We start from the raw sequence: 16,896 nt of genomic DNA, 5'->3' as shown, positions 1-16,896 counted from the left end.
CGCGGAAAGCGGACGGCCCGGCGACTGAGCCGGAGCCGACGCCGCGCCCACCCCGGCTACCACGCGGCACGGCCGGGCCGCCCGAGCCCCGCTTCGCCGCCCGAGGGCCGCCAGGCGCCGCCGCGTGACCGCCGGCGAGGTTGCCGCCAGGCGCCGTAGCGCTGGTCGGGCACGGCGACCTGTGCCTGCCGCACGGCGCCCGCCACGCCGGAGCGGTGCTCCGCCCGTCGCCCGTCAGCGGCGTGTTCGCTGCCCGTCCGTCGTCGTCGGCACGGCACGGCGCCCGCCGGCGAGGCGCATGCGGTCACCCTCACGCCGACCCCAGCACCGTCAGCGCCCGTCTCGCCACTTCGCGCCCGATCGGCAGGGACGCCGTGGCCGCCGGGGACGGGGCGTTCAGCACGTGCACCGCGCGGGCACCCTCCCGGATCAGGAAGTCGTCCACCAGCGTCCCGTCCCGGAGCACCGCCTGCGCCCGCACGCCCGCGGGCGACGGCACCAGGTCGTCCTCCCGCACCGCCGGCAGCAGCCTGCGCACGGCCCGTGTGAACGCCGCCCTCGACGCCGAGCGCCGCAGCTCCCCGGCCCCGTACCGCCAGTGCCGGCGGGCGATGCGCCAGGTGCCGGGCCAGGTCAGCGTGGACGCCAGCTCGCGCGGCCGGACGACACCCCACCCGTATCCCTCGCGCGCCAGCGCCGGCACCGCGTTGGGCCCGACGTGCACGCCCCCGTCGATCCCCCGGGTCAGATGCACCCCGAGGAAGGGGAAGGCCGGGTCCGGCACCGGATACACCAGCCCCCGCACCAGCTCCGGCCGCGCCAGCTCGTAGTACTCCCCGCGGAACGGCACGATCCGCACCCCCGGCTCGTCCCCGGTCAGCCGCGCCACCTCGTCGCAGTACAGCCCGGCGCAGTTGACCAGCACCCGGCCGCGGACCACGTCACCGCGCGCCGTGCGGACGGCCACGCCCCGCTCCGGGCGCCGGTCCACCCGTACGACCCGGGCGCCGTAGCGGATCTCCGCGCCCGACGCGCGGGCGAGCTGCCGGGCGACCCCGGCGAAGTCGCAGATCCCTGTCGTGCCGACGTGGATGGCGGCCGTCCCGCGCACCTCGGGCTCGTACTCGGTGATCTGGGCGGGACCCAGCTCCCGCACCGGGATGCCGTTCTCCCGGCCGCGCTGCACGAGCGCGTGCAGCCGGGGCAGCTCCTCACGGCCGGTGGCCACGATCAGCTTGCCGGTGACCGCGTGCGCGATGCCGTACTCGGCGCAGAACTTGACCATCTCGGCCGCGCCCCGCACCGCGTACCGCGCCTTCAGCGAGCCCGGGCGGTAGTAGATCCCGCTGTGGATGACCCCGCTGTTGCGTCCGGTCTGGTGCCGGGCCGGACCCGCCTCCTTCTCCAGGACCGTGACCCGTGTGCCCGGCGCGGCACGCGTGATCGCGAACGCCGTCGACAGTCCGACGATGCCGCCGCCGATCACGAGCACGTCACAGTCGTACGCGATCTCCCGTCGCACCCGCGCCACCTCCCGGCATCCGATAGTGCACTGCGCCACTGACAATGCCCTCAAACCCTGGAGGCGTCCGTGAGCGCGCGGCGTGTCGGCGCCGTGTCGGCGGGGTGGTCAGGCCGGCGTCATCAGCAGCGGACGCGCGCGCTCGCGCAGCTCGACCACGCGCGGCTCGTCGCCGTACGGCTCCAGCCGGTGCAGCAGGTCCTTGACGTACTCGGTGGTCCGGGCGGAGGAGATGCGCCCGGCGACCTCCACGGCGCGCACGCCCTGCTCGCACGCCGCGTCCAGGTTCCCCGACTCCAGTTCGGCGACCGCCGAGACGACCAGCCGCAGACCGTGCGAGCGCACGAATTCCTCCGTCGGCTTCGACAGCGCCTGCTCGGTGAAGCGGCGGACCTGGCGCGGCGCCTTCAGGTCGCGGTAGCACTCGGCGGCGTCCGCGGCGAACCGGTCGTAGCCGTAGAAGCCGAGCCAGGAGGGGTCGGCGTCGCCGTCGCGGGAACGCTCCAGCCAGCCCTCCGCCGCCTTCAGCGCGGCGCCGGCCGCCTGCGCGTCCCCGGCGCGCGCGTGCGCGCGGGCCTCGACGAGGCGGAAGAAGCTCATGGTGCGGGCCGTGGCCAGGCCCCGGTTGCGCTCCAGGGCGGCCTGCGCCAGGTCGACGCCCTCGTCGCCGAAGCCGCGGTAGGTCGCCTGGAGGGACATGGACGCCAGCACGTAGCCGCCGAGGGGGACGTCGGCGGCGGCACGGGCCAGGCGCAGCGCCTGGATGTAGTAGCGCTGGGCGGCCTCCTGCTGGCCGGTGTCGAAGGCCATCCAGCCCGCCAGCCGGGTCAGTTCGGCGGCCGCGCCGAACAGCGCCCGGCCGACCTCGTCGGAGTACGACCCGAGCAGCAGCGGAGCGGCCTCCACCCGCAGGCACTCGGGCACCATCGACGAACGCCAGTCGCCGCCTCCGTACTTGGAGTCCCAGCGCCTGGCGTCCTCGGCGGCCTCCCGCAGCTTCTGCACGTCGCTGTGGCCGACTTTGATCGGTGCGCCCGAGCCCTCCGCCGGACCGGCCTCGCGCGCCACCGAGCTGTCGGCCGGGGTTATCAGCCACCGCGAGGCGGGCGTCGCGTAGGCGCTCACCGCGAAGGAACCGGCCAGGGACTGCCAGATGCCGCCGGAGCCGGCCCTGCGGCCCGCGAGATCCAGCCGGTACAGCTCCGTCGCCGACCTGACCGCCTGGTCGACGTTCCTGGGGAAGGCGAGGCCCACCTCGGGTGCGGGGTCTGCGTCGGCCAGCCCGATCTCGTGCAGCGGCACCGGCCGGCCCAGCTTCTGCCCGATGGCGGCCGCGATGAGGTGCGGCGCCGCGCCCTGCGGCACCATGCCCTTGGAAACCCAGCGCGCCACCGAGGTCTTGTCGTAGCGAAGGGTCAACCCCCGCTGGGCGCCGAGGTCGTTGACGCGTCGCGCGAGGCCCGCGTTGCTGATTCCCGCGAGGGCGAGAACGGCGCCGAGTTTCTCGTTCGGCCCGCGTTGCTCCCTGGACATGCGCCACCCCTCGACACAGACGGCTGCCGCGATGGCATAAGCACGCGGCATTCGTAAACCCAGCGTAGTTCGCCGCATCCCAAGCGTTAAGGGGCATTCTTCCGGATGGCGGGATTGTGGCCCGTACGGAAGTACGGGCCCTGCACGCAGGGTTGCGGCGCGCTCCCGGCGTGTGGCCGTGCGCCCGTCCGTGCGCTCTTCTCCGGCCACCGGGGGAGCGGTTCCATGGTTGCGCGTGGGTCGGCCCGCTGTACTGGATCCAGTGGGCTGGGGGACACCGCCGCCACCATCCCCGCGGGCGGCGGAACGGTCCGGGAGGCGAACTCCGCCTCCCGGACTGTGCGTTGTCCGCCGGTGCGCGGATCCATGTACGGAGCGTGCGCACGCCTGTCCCGTCGTCGGTGATTCGGCCGAAAATCGACCCTGCTTTCCGCCGGGTATTTCCGTCCCCGCCAGGGGAGTTGAGGGCGCACCGGGTGTCGCCACGAGCGCATCCGGGGGCGCATTCAGGTCTCACCGGCAGTGCCGGGTGCGGGAGTTGGCCCGCGTTCGAGCAGGCGCGCGAGGGCGTGCACCGTCCGGCGCGGGCGGCGCCGCCTCCGCTCCGGTGCGCCTCCTTCGTGGCAGCATGGTGCCCTGTTCGTGCGGTGCACTGGTGGTCCACGGTCTGTGGAGGCGGCGATGCGGTGGTTGGTGGGATGGAGCAGCACCGCCGCGGGGGCCGCCCGCATCGGTTCCGCGGGCGCCACCGGACACGACGGTGAGACCGTGCAGCCGGTGGGCTCCCAACTGCTGTGGGGCGACCCGGACCCGCTGTGGGCCGTCGGCGACTGGCGGCCCGACGAGATCCGGCTGGTGACGGTCGACGCCCAGACCCGCATCGCCGTCCTCGGCATCTGCGGCGCCTCCGACGAGGAACTGAGGGTCGGCCTGCTCGCCGCGCGCGGCGGGGCGCTGCGGCACCTGACCGCCTGGGCGGGCAGCTACACGGCCGTCGTCCAGGTGGGCCGGCGCATCACCGTCTGCGGCGACCTCGCGGGCGCGCGCCCGGTCTTCCACACCCCCTGGTCCGGCGGCACCGCCTACGCGACGGCCGCGCTGCCGCTGGCCGACCTCGTCGAGGCCAACCTCGACTTCGCGCACCTGGCCGCGCTGCTCGCCGCCCCCGACGTCCCGGCCGCCCTGCACGACTCGACCCCGTACGAGGGCGTGCGGCGGGTCCCGCCCGGCCACGCCCTGATCCTGCGCACCGGGTCGCGGGAGGTGGCGGGGTACGACCCCGTCGCCTCGCTCGCCGTCGCGGCACCCCCGGCCGACCCGGACAGCGCCGTCGACGCGGTGCGGGACGCGCTCGTGGAGGCCGTGCGCGTGCGCCTCTCCGCGCCCCGCCACGTCCCCGACATCGACCCCGGACCCGTGCCCGGCATGGGCCCCGCCGAGCGCCGCGCGGCCCGCGGGATGCCGGTGCCGGGCATCGGCGCGGACCTGTCCGGGGGCCCGGCCTCCGGCACCCTGGCCCTGCTCGCCGCCGGCCTGCCGGGCAGACCGGGCACGCTCCTGGGCCACGGCACGGGAGCCGGCGAGCGCCTGCTCGCCGTCACCTTCAACGACCTCGCCGTCGGCGGGCGCGAGACGGAACTGGAGCGGGCCGGGACGATCGCGGCCGGCCCCCGTCTGCACCACGTCGTGGTGACGGGCGGCGAGGAGGTGCTGCCCTACGCCGACCTGGACGGTCCGCTGACGGACGAGCCGGGACCCTCCCTCGTCGCGGCGGCCCGGCACCGGGCGCGGCTCGTCTCCGGCAGCGCGGACCACTTCACCGGGTACGGCGCCCGCCAGGTCCTGGACGCGCACCCGGCGCGCCTGGCCGATCTGCTGATGGACCGCAAGCGGCGCCACCTCGTCCGTCCCGTCGCCGCGCTCACCCGGGCCGACGGGTCGGTGATGGTTCCCGCGCGTGTGTACGGCGCGGCCCGGCGGCTGGCGCGGACGTCCTACCACGCGGGTCTGGAGACGCTCGCCGAGCGGCTGCGGCAGCGCCGCTTCGACGAGCCCGGAGGCGCCGTGGGAGCGTCCCTCGCCGCGCTCACCTGGGCCAGACCCGGGCCGGCGGCGCGCTGGCTGACCGGCGAGGCGCTGGCTGAAGTATCGGTTCGTCTGCAGCGGGCGACGAGCCGTTCCGGGGTGGGGCCGGGGCAGCGGCCCGGCGACTACCGGGCGCGTGCCGTGCTCGCCCGGCAGGCGGCGGACCTGCGGGTCCTGGAGCAGGCCGCCGAGATCCGCTCCCAGCGGCTGCACATGCCGTTCCTCGACAACCAGGTCGTGCGCGCGTGCCGGGCCCTGCCGGAGGCGCTGCGCGTGCAGCCGGGGGCGCGGGCGGCGATCCTGCGGACGGTGCTGGAGGGGGCCGGCGTGCGGGAACTGCCGCCCGGCTGGGGCGCACCGTCCCACACATCGGCCGCGGCGGCCCGGACGGGGCTGCGGGTGGCCGTGAACTCCCTGGTCGACCTCTTCGCCACACCGCTGCTCGCGGAGGCGGGGCTGGTGGAGGCCCGTGTGGTGCGCAAGGCACTGCGGGCGGCGGCGGAGGGCGAGCCGCTGCCGCTGGACGGGCTGGCGGACCTGGTCTCCCTCGAACTGTGGCTGGGGCGTCTGCTGGCCCGGCGCGGTACGTGCTGGACCGGGACACCGGCGCGGGCCCGCGCGGTTCCGGCGGGGATCGCCCCGCAGCGGGGGGCACTGGCGTCCGGGGCGTAGCGCGGGGGCCCGCGGTGATGCGGGGTGGCCGCAGGTGTTGCGGGGGATCGCCCCGCAGCGGGGGCGCCGGCGTCCGGGGTGTGGCGCGGGGCCCGCGGTGATGCGGGTGGCGGGCGCCGAGCGCCCTGTTCCGGTGGCTGGCGCCGGGTGACCCGGGGGTACGTTGCCGGAGGCGGCGGACACGTGACTGCCGGCCCGGCGGGACGTACGTCGAAGACGGCCGAGCGTCACGGGCGGCGGGCCCGTCCGGGCCGCTCGGCGACCCGCACCCCCGCCCTCACCCGCGCGGTGCGGGGTCCGGGCCTGCGTCCACCCGGTCACCGGCCGCGCCTGCGTCGCAGGTGAACGTCGACTCCGCCCAGTCCGCGAGCGCCCCGGCGCCGTGGGGACCGTGCGGCTCGACCACGAGACGCACGGTCCCGCGGCCGGTGAGGTCCACATGGACGGGGACGGCCGGATCACCGCCCGCGACCACCCGGGAACGCCACAGCCGCACGCCGTCGGCGTACACCGCGAAGGAGACCCTGCCGAACCCGGCGGTGAGGTCGTCGACGCCCGCCCGGGCGTCGAAGGCGGAGCACGCGCCATTCAGCGCGACGGTGACGGAGGACCGGCCGTGGACGGTCACGCCGTGCCCGAACCGGCTGCCCTCGACCGACATGCCGTACCGCTGCCAGACCCAGCTGCTCGCACCGAGCCGCATCTCGGGCTTCGTACCGTCCCCGGTGAGGTCGTAGTCGAGCTCGCTCCACCGGTGGACCGCGGGAGCGTCCGGGGGAGGCGGCACCGGCGCGGGTGAGGGCGTCGCACCGCCGGGGGCCGGGCCGGACGGCGGCGGAGTGACGGGGGCCGACGACTCCGGCGTGGGGGTCGGCGACGGCGCGGGCGGCGCCGGGGACGCGACGGACGCGGCGGCGGGTGCCGGGGCCGGGCTCACCGCCGCGGCCGGTGGCGGAGGCTTTGGGGTGCGCCCCCGCGTCCGTGCCGGCGCGGACGACGACGGCGGCGCGGGCCGGACCACCGGCGAGGACGCGGACGGCGGGGTCGCGGGCGACGGCTTCCCGGCCGGCCCGTTCTGGGCGGTCACGGCCAGCGCGATGGCCGTCGCGGCGACGGCGGCGACGCCGGCCGCGACGCCGGCCGTCACCGACGCGCCCAGCCGCTCGGACCCGGCCGGGCCCTCCGTCGCGCCGGACGAGCCCCCCGCACCTCCGGCACCCGGCGCGCCCGCGGTGCCCGTCCCGCCGGACGGAGCACCGCCGAGTGCGGCGGCCGCACCCGTGGCGCCCGTCCCGCCGGCGAGGATCCCGAGGGCCTTGGCGTACCCGGCCGCGCCGAACCACCCGATGACCGCGATCGGTACGACGGCGGGGAGCGCGCCGGCGACCTCCTGCACCTGACCCGCCGCCAGCCGGCACCCGGCGCACTCCTCCAGGTGCTTGCGCAGGCCCCGCTCGGCACGCGAGCGCAGCCGGCCGCGCGCGTAGGCGCCGAGCCGGCCGGCGTGGCGGGCGCAGTCCGTGCCCTGTGCGAGCGCGGTGCTGACGTGCGCCTGGAGGTAGGCCCGTTTCAGTCCCTCACGGGCCCGGCCGGCCAGCACGCGCGTGCCGTTGGCGTCCAGCCCGAACAGCGGTGCGATGCTGCTCGGCGGTTCGTCCTCGACCTCGGTGTGCCAGAGCACGGCCTGCCACCGCTCGGGCAGCGAGCGGAAGGCGCGCACGGCGAGGGACTGCTCCGCCTCGTGCATCGCCCGTACGTCGGCGCCCGGTTCGAGCCCTCCGGGGAGGCCGGGGGATGCGGGACCGCCGAGCGCCTCCGGGACGCGCGCGGCCTGGGCCGCGAACACCGCGAAGTCCTCCACCAGGTGCTCGCGCCTGGCCGTCCTCGTCCACTGGGCCGCGACGCGGCGGACGGTGGTGAGCAGATACGCGCGAACGGCGTGCTCGGGACCGGAGCCGCCGCGCACCGCCTGGAGCACGGCGGCGAACACCTCGGCGGTCAGGTCGTCGGCCGTGTGGGCGTCACGGCAGCAGGTGGCGGCATACCGGCGCACGGCGTCGGCATGGCGCCGGTACAGCTCCCCGTACGCCGTGTCGTCGCCCTTCCTCGCCCGTCCGATCAGCTCCGCGTCGGACGGCGGCAGCGGCGCCGAAGAGGACGGCAGAACGCCGCCCCGCGCCGGGGACGGCAGGTCACCGCCTCCCGGCCCCTCACGCTGGGCGGGGACGCCGTCCGGGTGCGGGACGTGCTTGTGGTCCGGTCCGCCGCCCCACGCCTGAGGGTGGTCGTCGAGCGGTGCACCTCCCTGGGCGGGCACACCGCCCTGCGCTCCCACGGCGTCGTCGGCCGGCACACCGCCCTGAGCCGGCACCCACCCCTCGGCCGCCGCGCCGTGACGAGCCTCCGGATCGTCACGGCCCCGGCATCCGTCCTGGGCCGGTACGACCCCGTGGGCAGGCAGGCCTTCGCGGGGCGAGCCCTCGTCCCGGGCCGGGGAGCCGCCTTCGGCCGGTCCGACCCCCTCTTCCGGTCGGCCGTCCCGGGCAGGCGGACCGCCCTGGGCGGGCAAGCCCCCTCGGGCCGGACCCTCGTCCTGGGCCGGGGACCCGTCCTGAGCGGCACCGCTCCCGCGCGTCACGCCGGGCCGTGCGCCCTGGCCCGGGACCTGGCCGGGGCCCGCGCCGTCGGCGTCCGTCTCCCCGTCACCGAGTGACTCGTCGCGCCCGTCAAAGCCCATCGCGGAAAGCCCCCGCCTGCCCAGCCGTCCCGATCACCGCGTCAGCGTGCCACAGGGCCGTCCGACCGGGACGCGGCTGTACGGAGCGTCCGCTTCCCGGTGGACACCCGAGGTGCCGCCCGACTCACACCCTTCCGGACCGGGACGGCTCAACTGCATGGACACACAGGGGAGTCGAGGGGGCGGCCCGCGTGCTCACGGGCAGACGGGAGCTGGGCGCCCGTCACGGCACCCGACACCGCAACCACTCTTCCGAGTGACTTCGTGCCGGGCTCGGCCGTGACCGGAGCCCCCGCGCCCGCGCCCGCGACCGCTCACGACCGCTGATCAAGATCCGCGCCCACGAGGCGCCCCGCCCGCATCCGCCCGCTCACGCCGGCCGCGACCGCAGGCCCTCCAGCAGGATGTCCAGCAGCCGGGCCGAGGCGGCCGCCTGCTGCGCCGCGTCGGGCAGCGAGGGGGCCGCCGTCGCGATGACCAGCAGCACGTCCGACACCGACACGTCCGTCCGCAACTCGCCCGCCGTGCGCGCGCGTTCCACGAGCTGTCCCACGACGTCCAGCAGCGCCGCCGCTCCCGGGGCGTCCTCCACGGCTGCCGCCGGGCCCGGCCGCGGCTCCTCCGAGAGGGACTGCGCCCGCTGCTGCGGCACCCGCGCGCCGGCCGGTTCCGCCGCCTCGTCCGCGACCCCGACCCGCATCACCTGCGGCGGCAGCAGCCGCCCGGCACCGGAGGCCACCGACGTACGCAGGAAACGGGACAGCGCCGACCAGGGCTCGTCCTCCTGCCCGAGCGCCGCCCGCGCCTGATCGGTCAGCCGGGACGTCTCCTCCGCGGCGATCCGCCGCACCAGCACGTCCTTGCTGGGGAAGCGCCGGTACACCGTGCCCACGCCGACCCGCGCGCGCCGCGCCACGTCCTCCATCGGCGCCCCGTACCCCAGCTCGCCGAAGACCTCCCGCGCCGCCCGCAGCACGTGCTCCAGATTGCGCTGTGCGTCCACGCGCAGCGGAGCCGTCCGGACCGCCCGGGCCTCGTCCCCGCGCCTGTCGGCTGCCGCGCTCATCGCCGCGCCACCCGGTGCGAGGGCGGACGCGGTCGTCCAACGAGACTCGTGAGTGTGCATAGTGATCCCCCGGTAATGACGTCTCCCCCCGGAGACGCTCCCCGCCACTGAATGCGGGATGAGCGGAAACGGATCTCGTGCGCCAGCGAGCCCGCCCCGAGATCCGGTGGAACCTCGCGGACTCCTTCGACCACATCCCCTGCACCCCGTCGTCACACGAACATAGTTGAGAGGGGGTCAATTCAGAAGGGGCAGGTTCCGCACGGAGCGCCCCCCGATCGGAGCACGGCCCGCATACGTCCGGATTGCGACCCCTCCCCGACCCCGCAGCGCACCTCCTGACCTGCGTGCCCTTTCCCCGTGCCGGTGATTCGGCCAACCACACGCTGTCCGGTCCGACCGTCACACACATTGCCGGGACTGTGGACAAACGAGAGCGCCGGGTGCGTCATGGGAGGGTGAAGGAACGTGCGCGCATTCTCGTTGTCGGCGGCGGCTACGTCGGGATGTACACGGCACTGCGTCTGCAGCGGAGGATGAGACAGGAGCTCAGGCGGGGCGAGGCCGAGATCACGGTCGTCACGCCCGACCCGTACATGACGTACCAGCCGTTCCTGCCGGAGGCCGCCGCCGGCGCGATCTCGCCCCGGCACGTCGTCGTCCCGCTGCGCCGCGTGCTGGGGCAGTGCCGCATCATCGTCGGCGAGGCGACGTCCATCGACCACGCCCACCGCACCGCGACCCTCGTCACCCTCGCCGCCGAGGAGGGCGCGCCCCCCGGGAAGGTGGCGTACGACGAACTCGTGCTCGCGCCCGGCTCGGTCTCCCGCACCCTGCCCATCCCGGGCCTCGCCGAGCACGGCATCGGGTTCAAGACCGTCGAGGAGGCCATCGGCCTGCGCAACCACGTCCTGGAGCAGATGGACATCGCCTCCTCCACCCGCGACCCCGCGGTCCGCGACGCGGCCCTCACCTTCGTCTTCGTCGGCGGCGGGTACGCCGGCGTGGAGGCGCTCGGCGAGCTGGAGGACATGGCCCGCTACGCCACCCGCTACTACCACAACGTCGAGCCCGACGACATGAAGTGGATCCTCGTCGAGGCCTCGGACCGGATCCTGCCCGAGGTCGGGGAGGAGATGGGCCGCTACACGGTCTCCGAACTGCGCCGCCGCAACATCCAGGTGCTCCTGGGCACCCGCCTGGAGTCGTGCGCCGACCGCGTCGCCGTCCTCAGCGACGGGCAGCGCTTCCCCACCCGCACGCTCGTGTGGACCGCCGGCGTCAAACCGCATCCCCTCCTCGCCGCCACCGACCTGCCGCTCAACGGGCGCGGCCGCCTCAGGTGCACCGCCCGGCTGACCGTCGAGGGCGTCGACCACGCCTGGGCCGCGGGGGACGCCGCCGCCGTCCCCGACGTCACGGCGCGGGAGCCCGGCGGCCTCACCGCCCCGAACGCCCAGCACGCGGTCCGCCAGGCGCGGGTCCTCGGCGACAACATCGCGCACTCCCTGAGGGGCGAGCCGCTGGAGACGTACGGGCACCGGTACGCCGGGTCGGTGGCCTCGCTCGGACTGCACAAGGGCGTCGCGCAGGTCTACGGACGCACGCTGAAGGGCTATCCCGCGTGGTTCATGCACCGCGCCTACCACCTCAGCAGGGTGCCCACCGTCAACCGCAAGGCCCGCGTACTGGCGGAATGGACGCTGGCCGGCCTGTTCAAACGGGAGATCGTCTCCCTCGGCTCGCTGGAACACCCCCGGGCGGAGTTCGAACTGGCGGCCGGGGGCAAGCCGCCGCACAACCCGAAGGGGTCGTCCTGACCGGACCCAGGAACTCCGCCGGACGTTCCCGCGTCCGACATATGCCGGTGCGGCCGGCCACCCTGCCAGACTGGTCCCCGTCCGCGGGCGGGCAGCCGTTCGCCCCCGTTCGTCCCTGACGCTTTTTCTCCTGTGCCGCACCCGGGGGCAGTAAGAATGAGCGGTCACCGCGGCGCGGCCCCACAGATCCCCGGCCGGGCCCGGAGCCGGCCCGAGACCACGACACGAGGCAAGGATTCGTGAACTTCACGCGCTGGAGCGCCCGGCTCCCCGGAACACAGCGCCGCGCCGCCGCGCGGACCGATCACGTCGCCACCGCGGAACGGCGGGGCGAGGGCGCCGTGCCCCAGGCCCGCGGCGCACGCGGGCAGCAGCCGGCGGACGGGGCGGGACCCGCACCCGGGAACGCGACGGCGCGCGTGCCGGCCGTCGACGAGCTGCCCGCCCGGGAGGTCCTCGACCGCGTACCCGCCCTCGTCGCCCTCGTCCACGGCACCGACCACCGCATCGCCTACGTCAACGACGCCTACGTGTCCGCGTTCGGCGACCGGCCCGCCGACGCACCCGCCCGGGAGGGGCTGCCCGAACTGCGCGAACTCGGCCTGCTGCCGCTCCTGGACCAGGTCCTGCGCAGCGGCAGACCCCGCACGCTCAAGTCCCGCAAGGCGCCGGACGGCCGCTCGTACACCTTTACCTGCACCCCGGTCGCCGAGACCGACGGCCGCGGCGGCCCGGGCGTCCTCGTCTTCGCCACCGACGTCACCGACCACGCCGAGGCCGCCGAACGGCTGCGCGCCAGCGAGCGCCGGCAGCGCGAGACCGCGGTCACCCTCCAGCGCTCCCTGCTGCCGCAGGTGCTGGAGCAGCCCGACGACCTGCGCATCGCCGCGACCTACCAGCCCGGCGGCACGGAGGCCGCCGTCGGCGGCGACTGGTACGACGTCATCACCCTCGGCGGCGGCCGCACCGCACTGGTGATCGGCGACGTGATGGGCCGGGGAGTCCGGGCGGCCGCCGTCATGGGCCAGCTGCGCACGGCCGTCCGCGCCTACGCCCGCCTCGACCTCCCCCCGCACGAGGTCCTCCAGCTCCTCGACGGCCTCGCCACGGAGATCGACGCCAACCAGATCGCCACCTGCGCGTACGCCGTCCACGACCCGAACGAGGGCCGGCTGGTGTACGCCTCCGCCGGTCACCTGCCCATCCTGGTCCGCGACGACAGCGGTACCGTCCTGCGCACCGACGAACCGACCGGCCCGCCGCTCGGTACGGGCGGCTGGGTGCACACCTCCGGCTCGGTACCGCTGGGCCCCGGCTCCACGGCGGTCCTCTACACGGACGGCCTGGTGGAACGGAGGGACCAGGACCTGGACGAGGGAATCGCCGCCCTGGAGCGCGCTCTGGCCGGTGCCACCGGCAGTCCCCAGGTCGTCTGCGACCGCCTGGTCCGCTCGGCGGGCGTCCTCGCCGACCACGACGACGACGTGGCGGTCCTGGTGCTCCAGCACCCCGCCCGCACCGGCCCGGAGAACGAGCTGTTCCGCAACGCGGCGCTGGAACTGCTGGGCGGCGTCGAGGCGGCGCCCCGCGCCCGTGCCTTCGCCTCCGGCGTGCTGACCAGCTGGCGGTTCCCGTCCGAGGTGCACGACCTCGGCGTCCTCGCGGCCAGCGAACTGGTCGCCAACTCCCTCCAGCACGGCACCCCGCCGATGCGGCTGCGGCTGCGCCGCACCGACCGCCGCCTGATCATCGAGGTGACCGACGGCGACGACCACCTGCCGCGCCGTCGCCGCGCGGAGCCCGGCGACGAGTCGGGCCGCGGCATCGCCATCGTCGCCACGATCGCCTCCAGCTGGGGCTCCCGACGGACCCCGGGCGGCGGGAAGGCGGTCTGGTGCGAGTTCCTGCTGCCACGGGCGGCGGGGTGACCCGCCCCCACCACCGGCGTCCCGGATGACGAGAGGCCGCGCGGTGCGAGGCACCCACGTCGAAAGGGAGCCGACCGAGTCGAGTGACGGGCGGGCGTCGCGCGGCACCTGGGCGAGACCGTCGGACGGTGCTACATGGTCCCCATGGCAGACACACCCGGCTTCCACCTCAGAGGCAGCGCCCCCGAGCGCTACGAACAGTACGCCGCACCGCTCACCGCCCCCTTCGTCACCGCGGCCGTGGACGCCGTGGACCTCTACCCCGGCGCGACCGTCCTCGATCTGGCCTGCGGCACCGGTGTCACCGCCCGCGCGGCGGCCCCCCAGGTCGGGCCCTCCGGCCGCGTTTTCGGCACCGACGTCGACGAGGGCATGCTCGAAGTCGCCCGGGCCCGGCACCCGCGCCTGTATCCGGACATCGAGTTCACCGCGGCCTCCGCCGACGCCCTGCCCTACTCCGACGCCGCCTTCGACGCAGTCGTCTGCGCGCAGGGCGCCCAGTTCTTCCCCGACCTGGACGCGGCGATGACGGAAGTCGCCCGCGTCCTCCGACCCGGCGGCCGCTGCGCCCTGACCGTCTGGGCGGACCGTTCCCGCTCCCCGTACTTCGACGCCCTCCACGACGTCATCGAGGAGTACGCGGGACCCGAGGCCGCCGCGGACCACGAGTCCCTCCACTCCTGCACCGCCGACCGCCTGACCACCGCCCTGCACATCGCCGGACTGCGCGACACCGAGGCGCACGACACCGCGTTCGGGATCACCCTGTCCCCGCTGGCCGAGTTCGCCCGCGACCACCTCTCGGCCCTTCCCTGGGCCCGGCAGATCACCGAGGCCCGGGGCGTCCAGGCCCTGGCCGCAGCGGGCCGCACCCTCGCGGACCGCCTCGCCGACCACGTCGCCGCCGACGGTTCGGCGACGCTCCCCTTCACCGCGGTCCTGGTCACGGCTGTCCGCTGACGGCACGGCCGGCACGGCGAAGCGGCCGCCACCCCTGGGTGACGGCCGCCCGGACCTGCCCGAGGCCGGGGAAGGCGCTCACGCCTCCGCGGCCGCCGGCTCCGTGGTCGCCGCGCCACGGGCGACGACCCGGCTCCGCGCGGCCCACGGGTGGTCCTGCACGGCGGTGAGCCGCCGCCCGAGCCGCAGGGCCAGGACCGAGATGCCCAGCGAGAACAGCAGGAACGTCACGATGTACGGACCGTGCAGCGCGGCCGCCAACGGGCCGCCCACCGCCGGCCCCACGGCCAGCGCGAGCTGCTTCACCAGCGCGAACGCCGAGTTGTACTGACCCGCCCTACCGGCCGGCGCGAGATCCGCGACCAAGGGCGCCAGCGTCGGCGACAGCATCGCCTCACCCAGGCCGAACAGCGCGTACGTCGACACGAAGGCGGCCGTCGCCATCGCCTGGCTGCCGTGGCCGAGCCCGGCGTAACCGGCCGCGGCCCACGCGACGGCCCACACCAGCCCCACGGCCGCGATCACCCGGGAGCGCCGGCGCCGCTCGACGAACTTCAGCACGGCGAACTGCGCGACCACGATCATCAGCGTGTTGGCGGCCAGAGCCGTCCCCAGCGCGGACGTCGAAATCCCGGCGGCCTCTACGCCGTACGCGCTCAGCCCCGACTCGAACTGCCCGTAGCAGGCGAAGAACAGCACGAAACCGAGCACGCACAGCCGCACCATCGCCCGGTCGCCCAGCAACTGCTTCCAGCCGCCCTTCACGGGCCGCGCCGGCGCGTCCTCGATACGCGGCGAGTGCGGCATGCGTACCGTCGCCATCACCGCGACGAGCAGCAGGAACACGGCCGCCTCGATCGCGAACAGCAGAGTGAAGGAGGAGACCCGGGCCGTGTCGACGAGGTGACCGCCGATGAGACCGCCCACCCCCAGGCCGAGGTTCTGCAGGAAGAACTGCATCGCGAACGCCCGCGCCCGGGTGTCCGCCGTCGAGCAGTCCACGATCATCGTCGCCAGCGCCGGCTGCATGACGGCCTGCCCGGCACCCAGCGCCGCAGCCGACAGCAGCACGCTCGCCGCACCGCCCGCCAGTCCGAGGCTCAGCGCACCCAGCGCGGCGGTGACCAGGGCGGCGAGCAGGACCGGCAGCGGGCCGCGCCGCACGATCGCCCGGCCGGCGAACGGCAGCACGATCAGCGCGGCCACGGCGAACACGGCAAGGACGAGCCCCGCCGTCGTGGCTCCCAGATCCCGCACCTGCGCCACATAGACGTACAGGTAGGGGACGGTGAAGCCGAGCCCGAACGCGCTGAGCGCGTTGCCCACGTGGATCCGGCGCATCTCTGCGCCCATCGCCCTGGTCACGTTCACCTCTCTCGAGTGGGTGGATCGGATGAAGAAGGAGAAGAAGCAGCGACTCAGTACTGAGTAACTGAAGACTTCGAAGATAAATTTCGAAGCTAAAGAGTACACAGAGAAGGACTTCGATACCAACCGGGCCCGTGCCATACTGCGGACATGGGCGACACCCCCGGCAGCCTCAGTGAGCCGTCACTCGAAGCGCAGATCGCGGCCTACCAGCGCGAGTTCCAGGACCTGGACCCCCAGGTCGAGAAGATCGTGTCGGCGCTGTCCCGGCTGAACCGCCGGATGAACGTCGCCTACGGCCGCCAGACCGCCGCCCTCGGCATCAGCAACACCGACTGGGAGGTCCTCAAGGCCCTCGTCCTGGCGGGCGCCCCGTACCGCCTGGGGCCCAGTGACCTCGCCAAGCGGCTCGGCCTCACCCCCGCGGCCATGACCCATCGCATCGACCGGATGGTCACCGAAGGTCTGGTCACCCGCGAGCGGGACGAGAACAACCGCGTCCGGGTCATCGTCGAACTGACACCCGACGGCCGGCAGAAGTGGCTGGAGGCGATGCGCCTGGCCACGGTCTTCGAGGCGGACCTTCTTCAGGACCTGTCCCCGGACGAGCGCACGGCCCTCGGCGAGGTGCTGGCCAGGCTCCTGCGCAGGGTGGAGCACGCGCAGCCGGACGCCGGCGGGCGCCTGGTCGACCTCGACTAAAAAATCTTGACGCGAGGTGCTTGACAGTGCCGTGCCGCGTCCGTAAGGTTCTTCGAGTTGCCACGGAGTCGTAGTGCTCCCGCAGCGACCGTCTGCCGCACGAGCGGCATCCTCACACCACAGCACGATCACCCGGCCGGGTTGCATTCGGCATCCCCGAATTCGATTCGAACGGGTCCCTCTGATCCCTGATCGGCGCCTCACGGCCCGATTGGGAATCGCCGGGACAACGCGCTAGGGTTTGAGGCGTCGGAAGGGCTCAACGGCCCTGAGGACAGCCCCCGCTGACTGGGGATCAGGCCGAAAAGGGTCTGGTAGAGTCGGAGTCGCCGGAAAGGGAAACGCGGATGCGGGAACCTGGAAAGCGCCGAGGAAATCGGATCGGGAAGATCTGATAGAGTCGGAAACACCGAAGGGAAGCGCCCGGAGGAAAGCCCGAGAGGGTGAGTACGAAGGAAGCGTCCGTTCCTTGAGAACTCAACAGCGTGCCAAAAGTCAACGCC

The 16,896-nt window shown here is 74.9% G+C and carries 11 protein-coding genes; 6 read left to right on the top strand and 5 right to left on the bottom strand.

The window, feature by feature from the left end; translation table 11 throughout:
- Positions 1–310: 310 nt before the first annotated feature.
- Entirely contained in the window at positions 311–1,522 is a 1,212-nt protein-coding gene (gene lhgO / locus ACWDNY_RS11915; RefSeq protein WP_451645602.1) for an L-2-hydroxyglutarate oxidase, read from the bottom strand.
- Positions 1,523–1,630: 108 nt separating this feature from the next.
- Positions 1,631–3,055, bottom strand: a complete 1,425-nt coding sequence (locus tag ACWDNY_RS11910) for an MFS transporter (protein WP_451645601.1) — start codon at positions 3,053–3,055, stop codon at positions 1,631–1,633.
- A 681-nt stretch (positions 3,056–3,736) separates the two neighbouring features.
- On the opposite strand from ACWDNY_RS11910, the gene ACWDNY_RS11905 reads away from it, so the two are divergent.
- Positions 3,737–5,812, top strand: a complete 2,076-nt coding sequence (locus ACWDNY_RS11905) for an asparagine synthase-related protein (RefSeq protein ID WP_451645600.1) — start codon at positions 3,737–3,739, stop codon at positions 5,810–5,812.
- Between the two features lie 277 nt (positions 5,813–6,089).
- Here ACWDNY_RS11905 and ACWDNY_RS11900 read toward each other — a convergent pair whose 3' ends face one another.
- Entirely contained in the window at positions 6,090–8,183 is a 2,094-nt protein-coding gene (locus ACWDNY_RS11900; protein WP_451645599.1) for a sigma-70 family RNA polymerase sigma factor, read from the bottom strand.
- Positions 8,184–8,204: 21 nt separating this feature from the next.
- Between ACWDNY_RS11900 and ACWDNY_RS11895 the strand changes: the two genes are divergently transcribed.
- A complete protein-coding gene (locus tag ACWDNY_RS11895) occupies positions 8,205–8,525 on the top strand; it encodes a hypothetical protein (protein ID WP_451645598.1) in 321 nt (106 codons plus the stop codon).
- Positions 8,526–8,919: 394 nt separating this feature from the next.
- Here the strand turns inward: ACWDNY_RS11895 and ACWDNY_RS11890 are convergent, their stop codons facing one another.
- Positions 8,920–9,675 carry a TetR/AcrR family transcriptional regulator gene (locus ACWDNY_RS11890; RefSeq protein ID WP_451645597.1) on the bottom strand — a complete coding sequence of 252 codons (756 nt, stop codon included), beginning with the start codon at positions 9,673–9,675 and terminating at the stop codon, positions 8,920–8,922.
- 398 nt (positions 9,676–10,073) lie between these two features.
- Here ACWDNY_RS11890 and ACWDNY_RS11885 point away from each other — a divergent pair, with 398 nt between their 5' ends.
- The 3 genes from ACWDNY_RS11885 (at position 10,074) to ACWDNY_RS11875 (ending at position 14,323) form a co-directional block, all read left to right on the top strand.
- Positions 10,074–11,435 carry an NAD(P)/FAD-dependent oxidoreductase gene (locus tag ACWDNY_RS11885; RefSeq protein ID WP_451645596.1) on the top strand — a complete coding sequence of 454 codons (1,362 nt, stop codon included), beginning with the start codon at positions 10,074–10,076 and terminating at the stop codon, positions 11,433–11,435.
- A gap of 239 nt (positions 11,436–11,674) precedes the next feature.
- A complete protein-coding gene (locus ACWDNY_RS11880) occupies positions 11,675–13,363 on the top strand; it encodes an ATP-binding SpoIIE family protein phosphatase (RefSeq protein WP_451645595.1) in 1,689 nt (562 codons plus the stop codon).
- A 144-nt stretch (positions 13,364–13,507) separates the two neighbouring features.
- Positions 13,508–14,323, top strand: a complete 816-nt coding sequence (locus tag ACWDNY_RS11875) for a class I SAM-dependent methyltransferase (protein ID WP_451645594.1) — start codon at positions 13,508–13,510, stop codon at positions 14,321–14,323.
- Between the two features lie 78 nt (positions 14,324–14,401).
- Here the strand turns inward: ACWDNY_RS11875 and ACWDNY_RS11870 are convergent, their stop codons facing one another.
- Positions 14,402–15,664, bottom strand: coding sequence for an MFS transporter (locus ACWDNY_RS11870; protein WP_451645655.1), 1,263 nt, complete (start codon positions 15,662–15,664; stop codon positions 14,402–14,404).
- A gap of 177 nt (positions 15,665–15,841) precedes the next feature.
- Here ACWDNY_RS11870 and ACWDNY_RS11865 point away from each other — a divergent pair, with 177 nt between their 5' ends.
- Positions 15,842–16,393 (top strand): MarR family winged helix-turn-helix transcriptional regulator, encoded by a 552-nt coding sequence (locus ACWDNY_RS11865; RefSeq protein ID WP_451645593.1) that lies wholly within the window; start codon positions 15,842–15,844, stop codon positions 16,391–16,393.
- Positions 16,394–16,896: the final 503 nt, after the last annotated feature.

It is taken from the genome of Streptomyces sp. NPDC003697 (assembly GCF_053587115.1).
Note: the sequence above shows the minus strand (reverse complement) of the source record. Positions and strands in the feature narration are given on the sequence as shown.

Excerpts from the sequence above, each read along its gene's own strand:
- ACWDNY_RS11910 (WP_451645601.1), bottom strand. The coding sequence starts at position 3,055 with ATGTCCAGGGAGCAACGCGGGCCGAACGAGAAACTCGGCGCCGTTCTC.
- ACWDNY_RS11905 (WP_451645600.1), top strand. The coding sequence starts at position 3,737 with ATGCGGTGGTTGGTGGGATGGAGCAGCACCGCCGCGGGGGCCGCCCGC.
- ACWDNY_RS11890 (WP_451645597.1), bottom strand. The coding sequence starts at position 9,675 with ATGCACACTCACGAGTCTCGTTGGACGACCGCGTCCGCCCTCGCACCG.
- ACWDNY_RS11875 (WP_451645594.1), top strand. The coding sequence starts at position 13,508 with ATGGCAGACACACCCGGCTTCCACCTCAGAGGCAGCGCCCCCGAGCGC.
- ACWDNY_RS11870 (WP_451645655.1), bottom strand. The coding sequence starts at position 15,664 with ATGCGCCGGATCCACGTGGGCAACGCGCTCAGCGCGTTCGGGCTCGGC.
- ACWDNY_RS11865 (WP_451645593.1), top strand. The coding sequence starts at position 15,842 with ATGGGCGACACCCCCGGCAGCCTCAGTGAGCCGTCACTCGAAGCGCAG.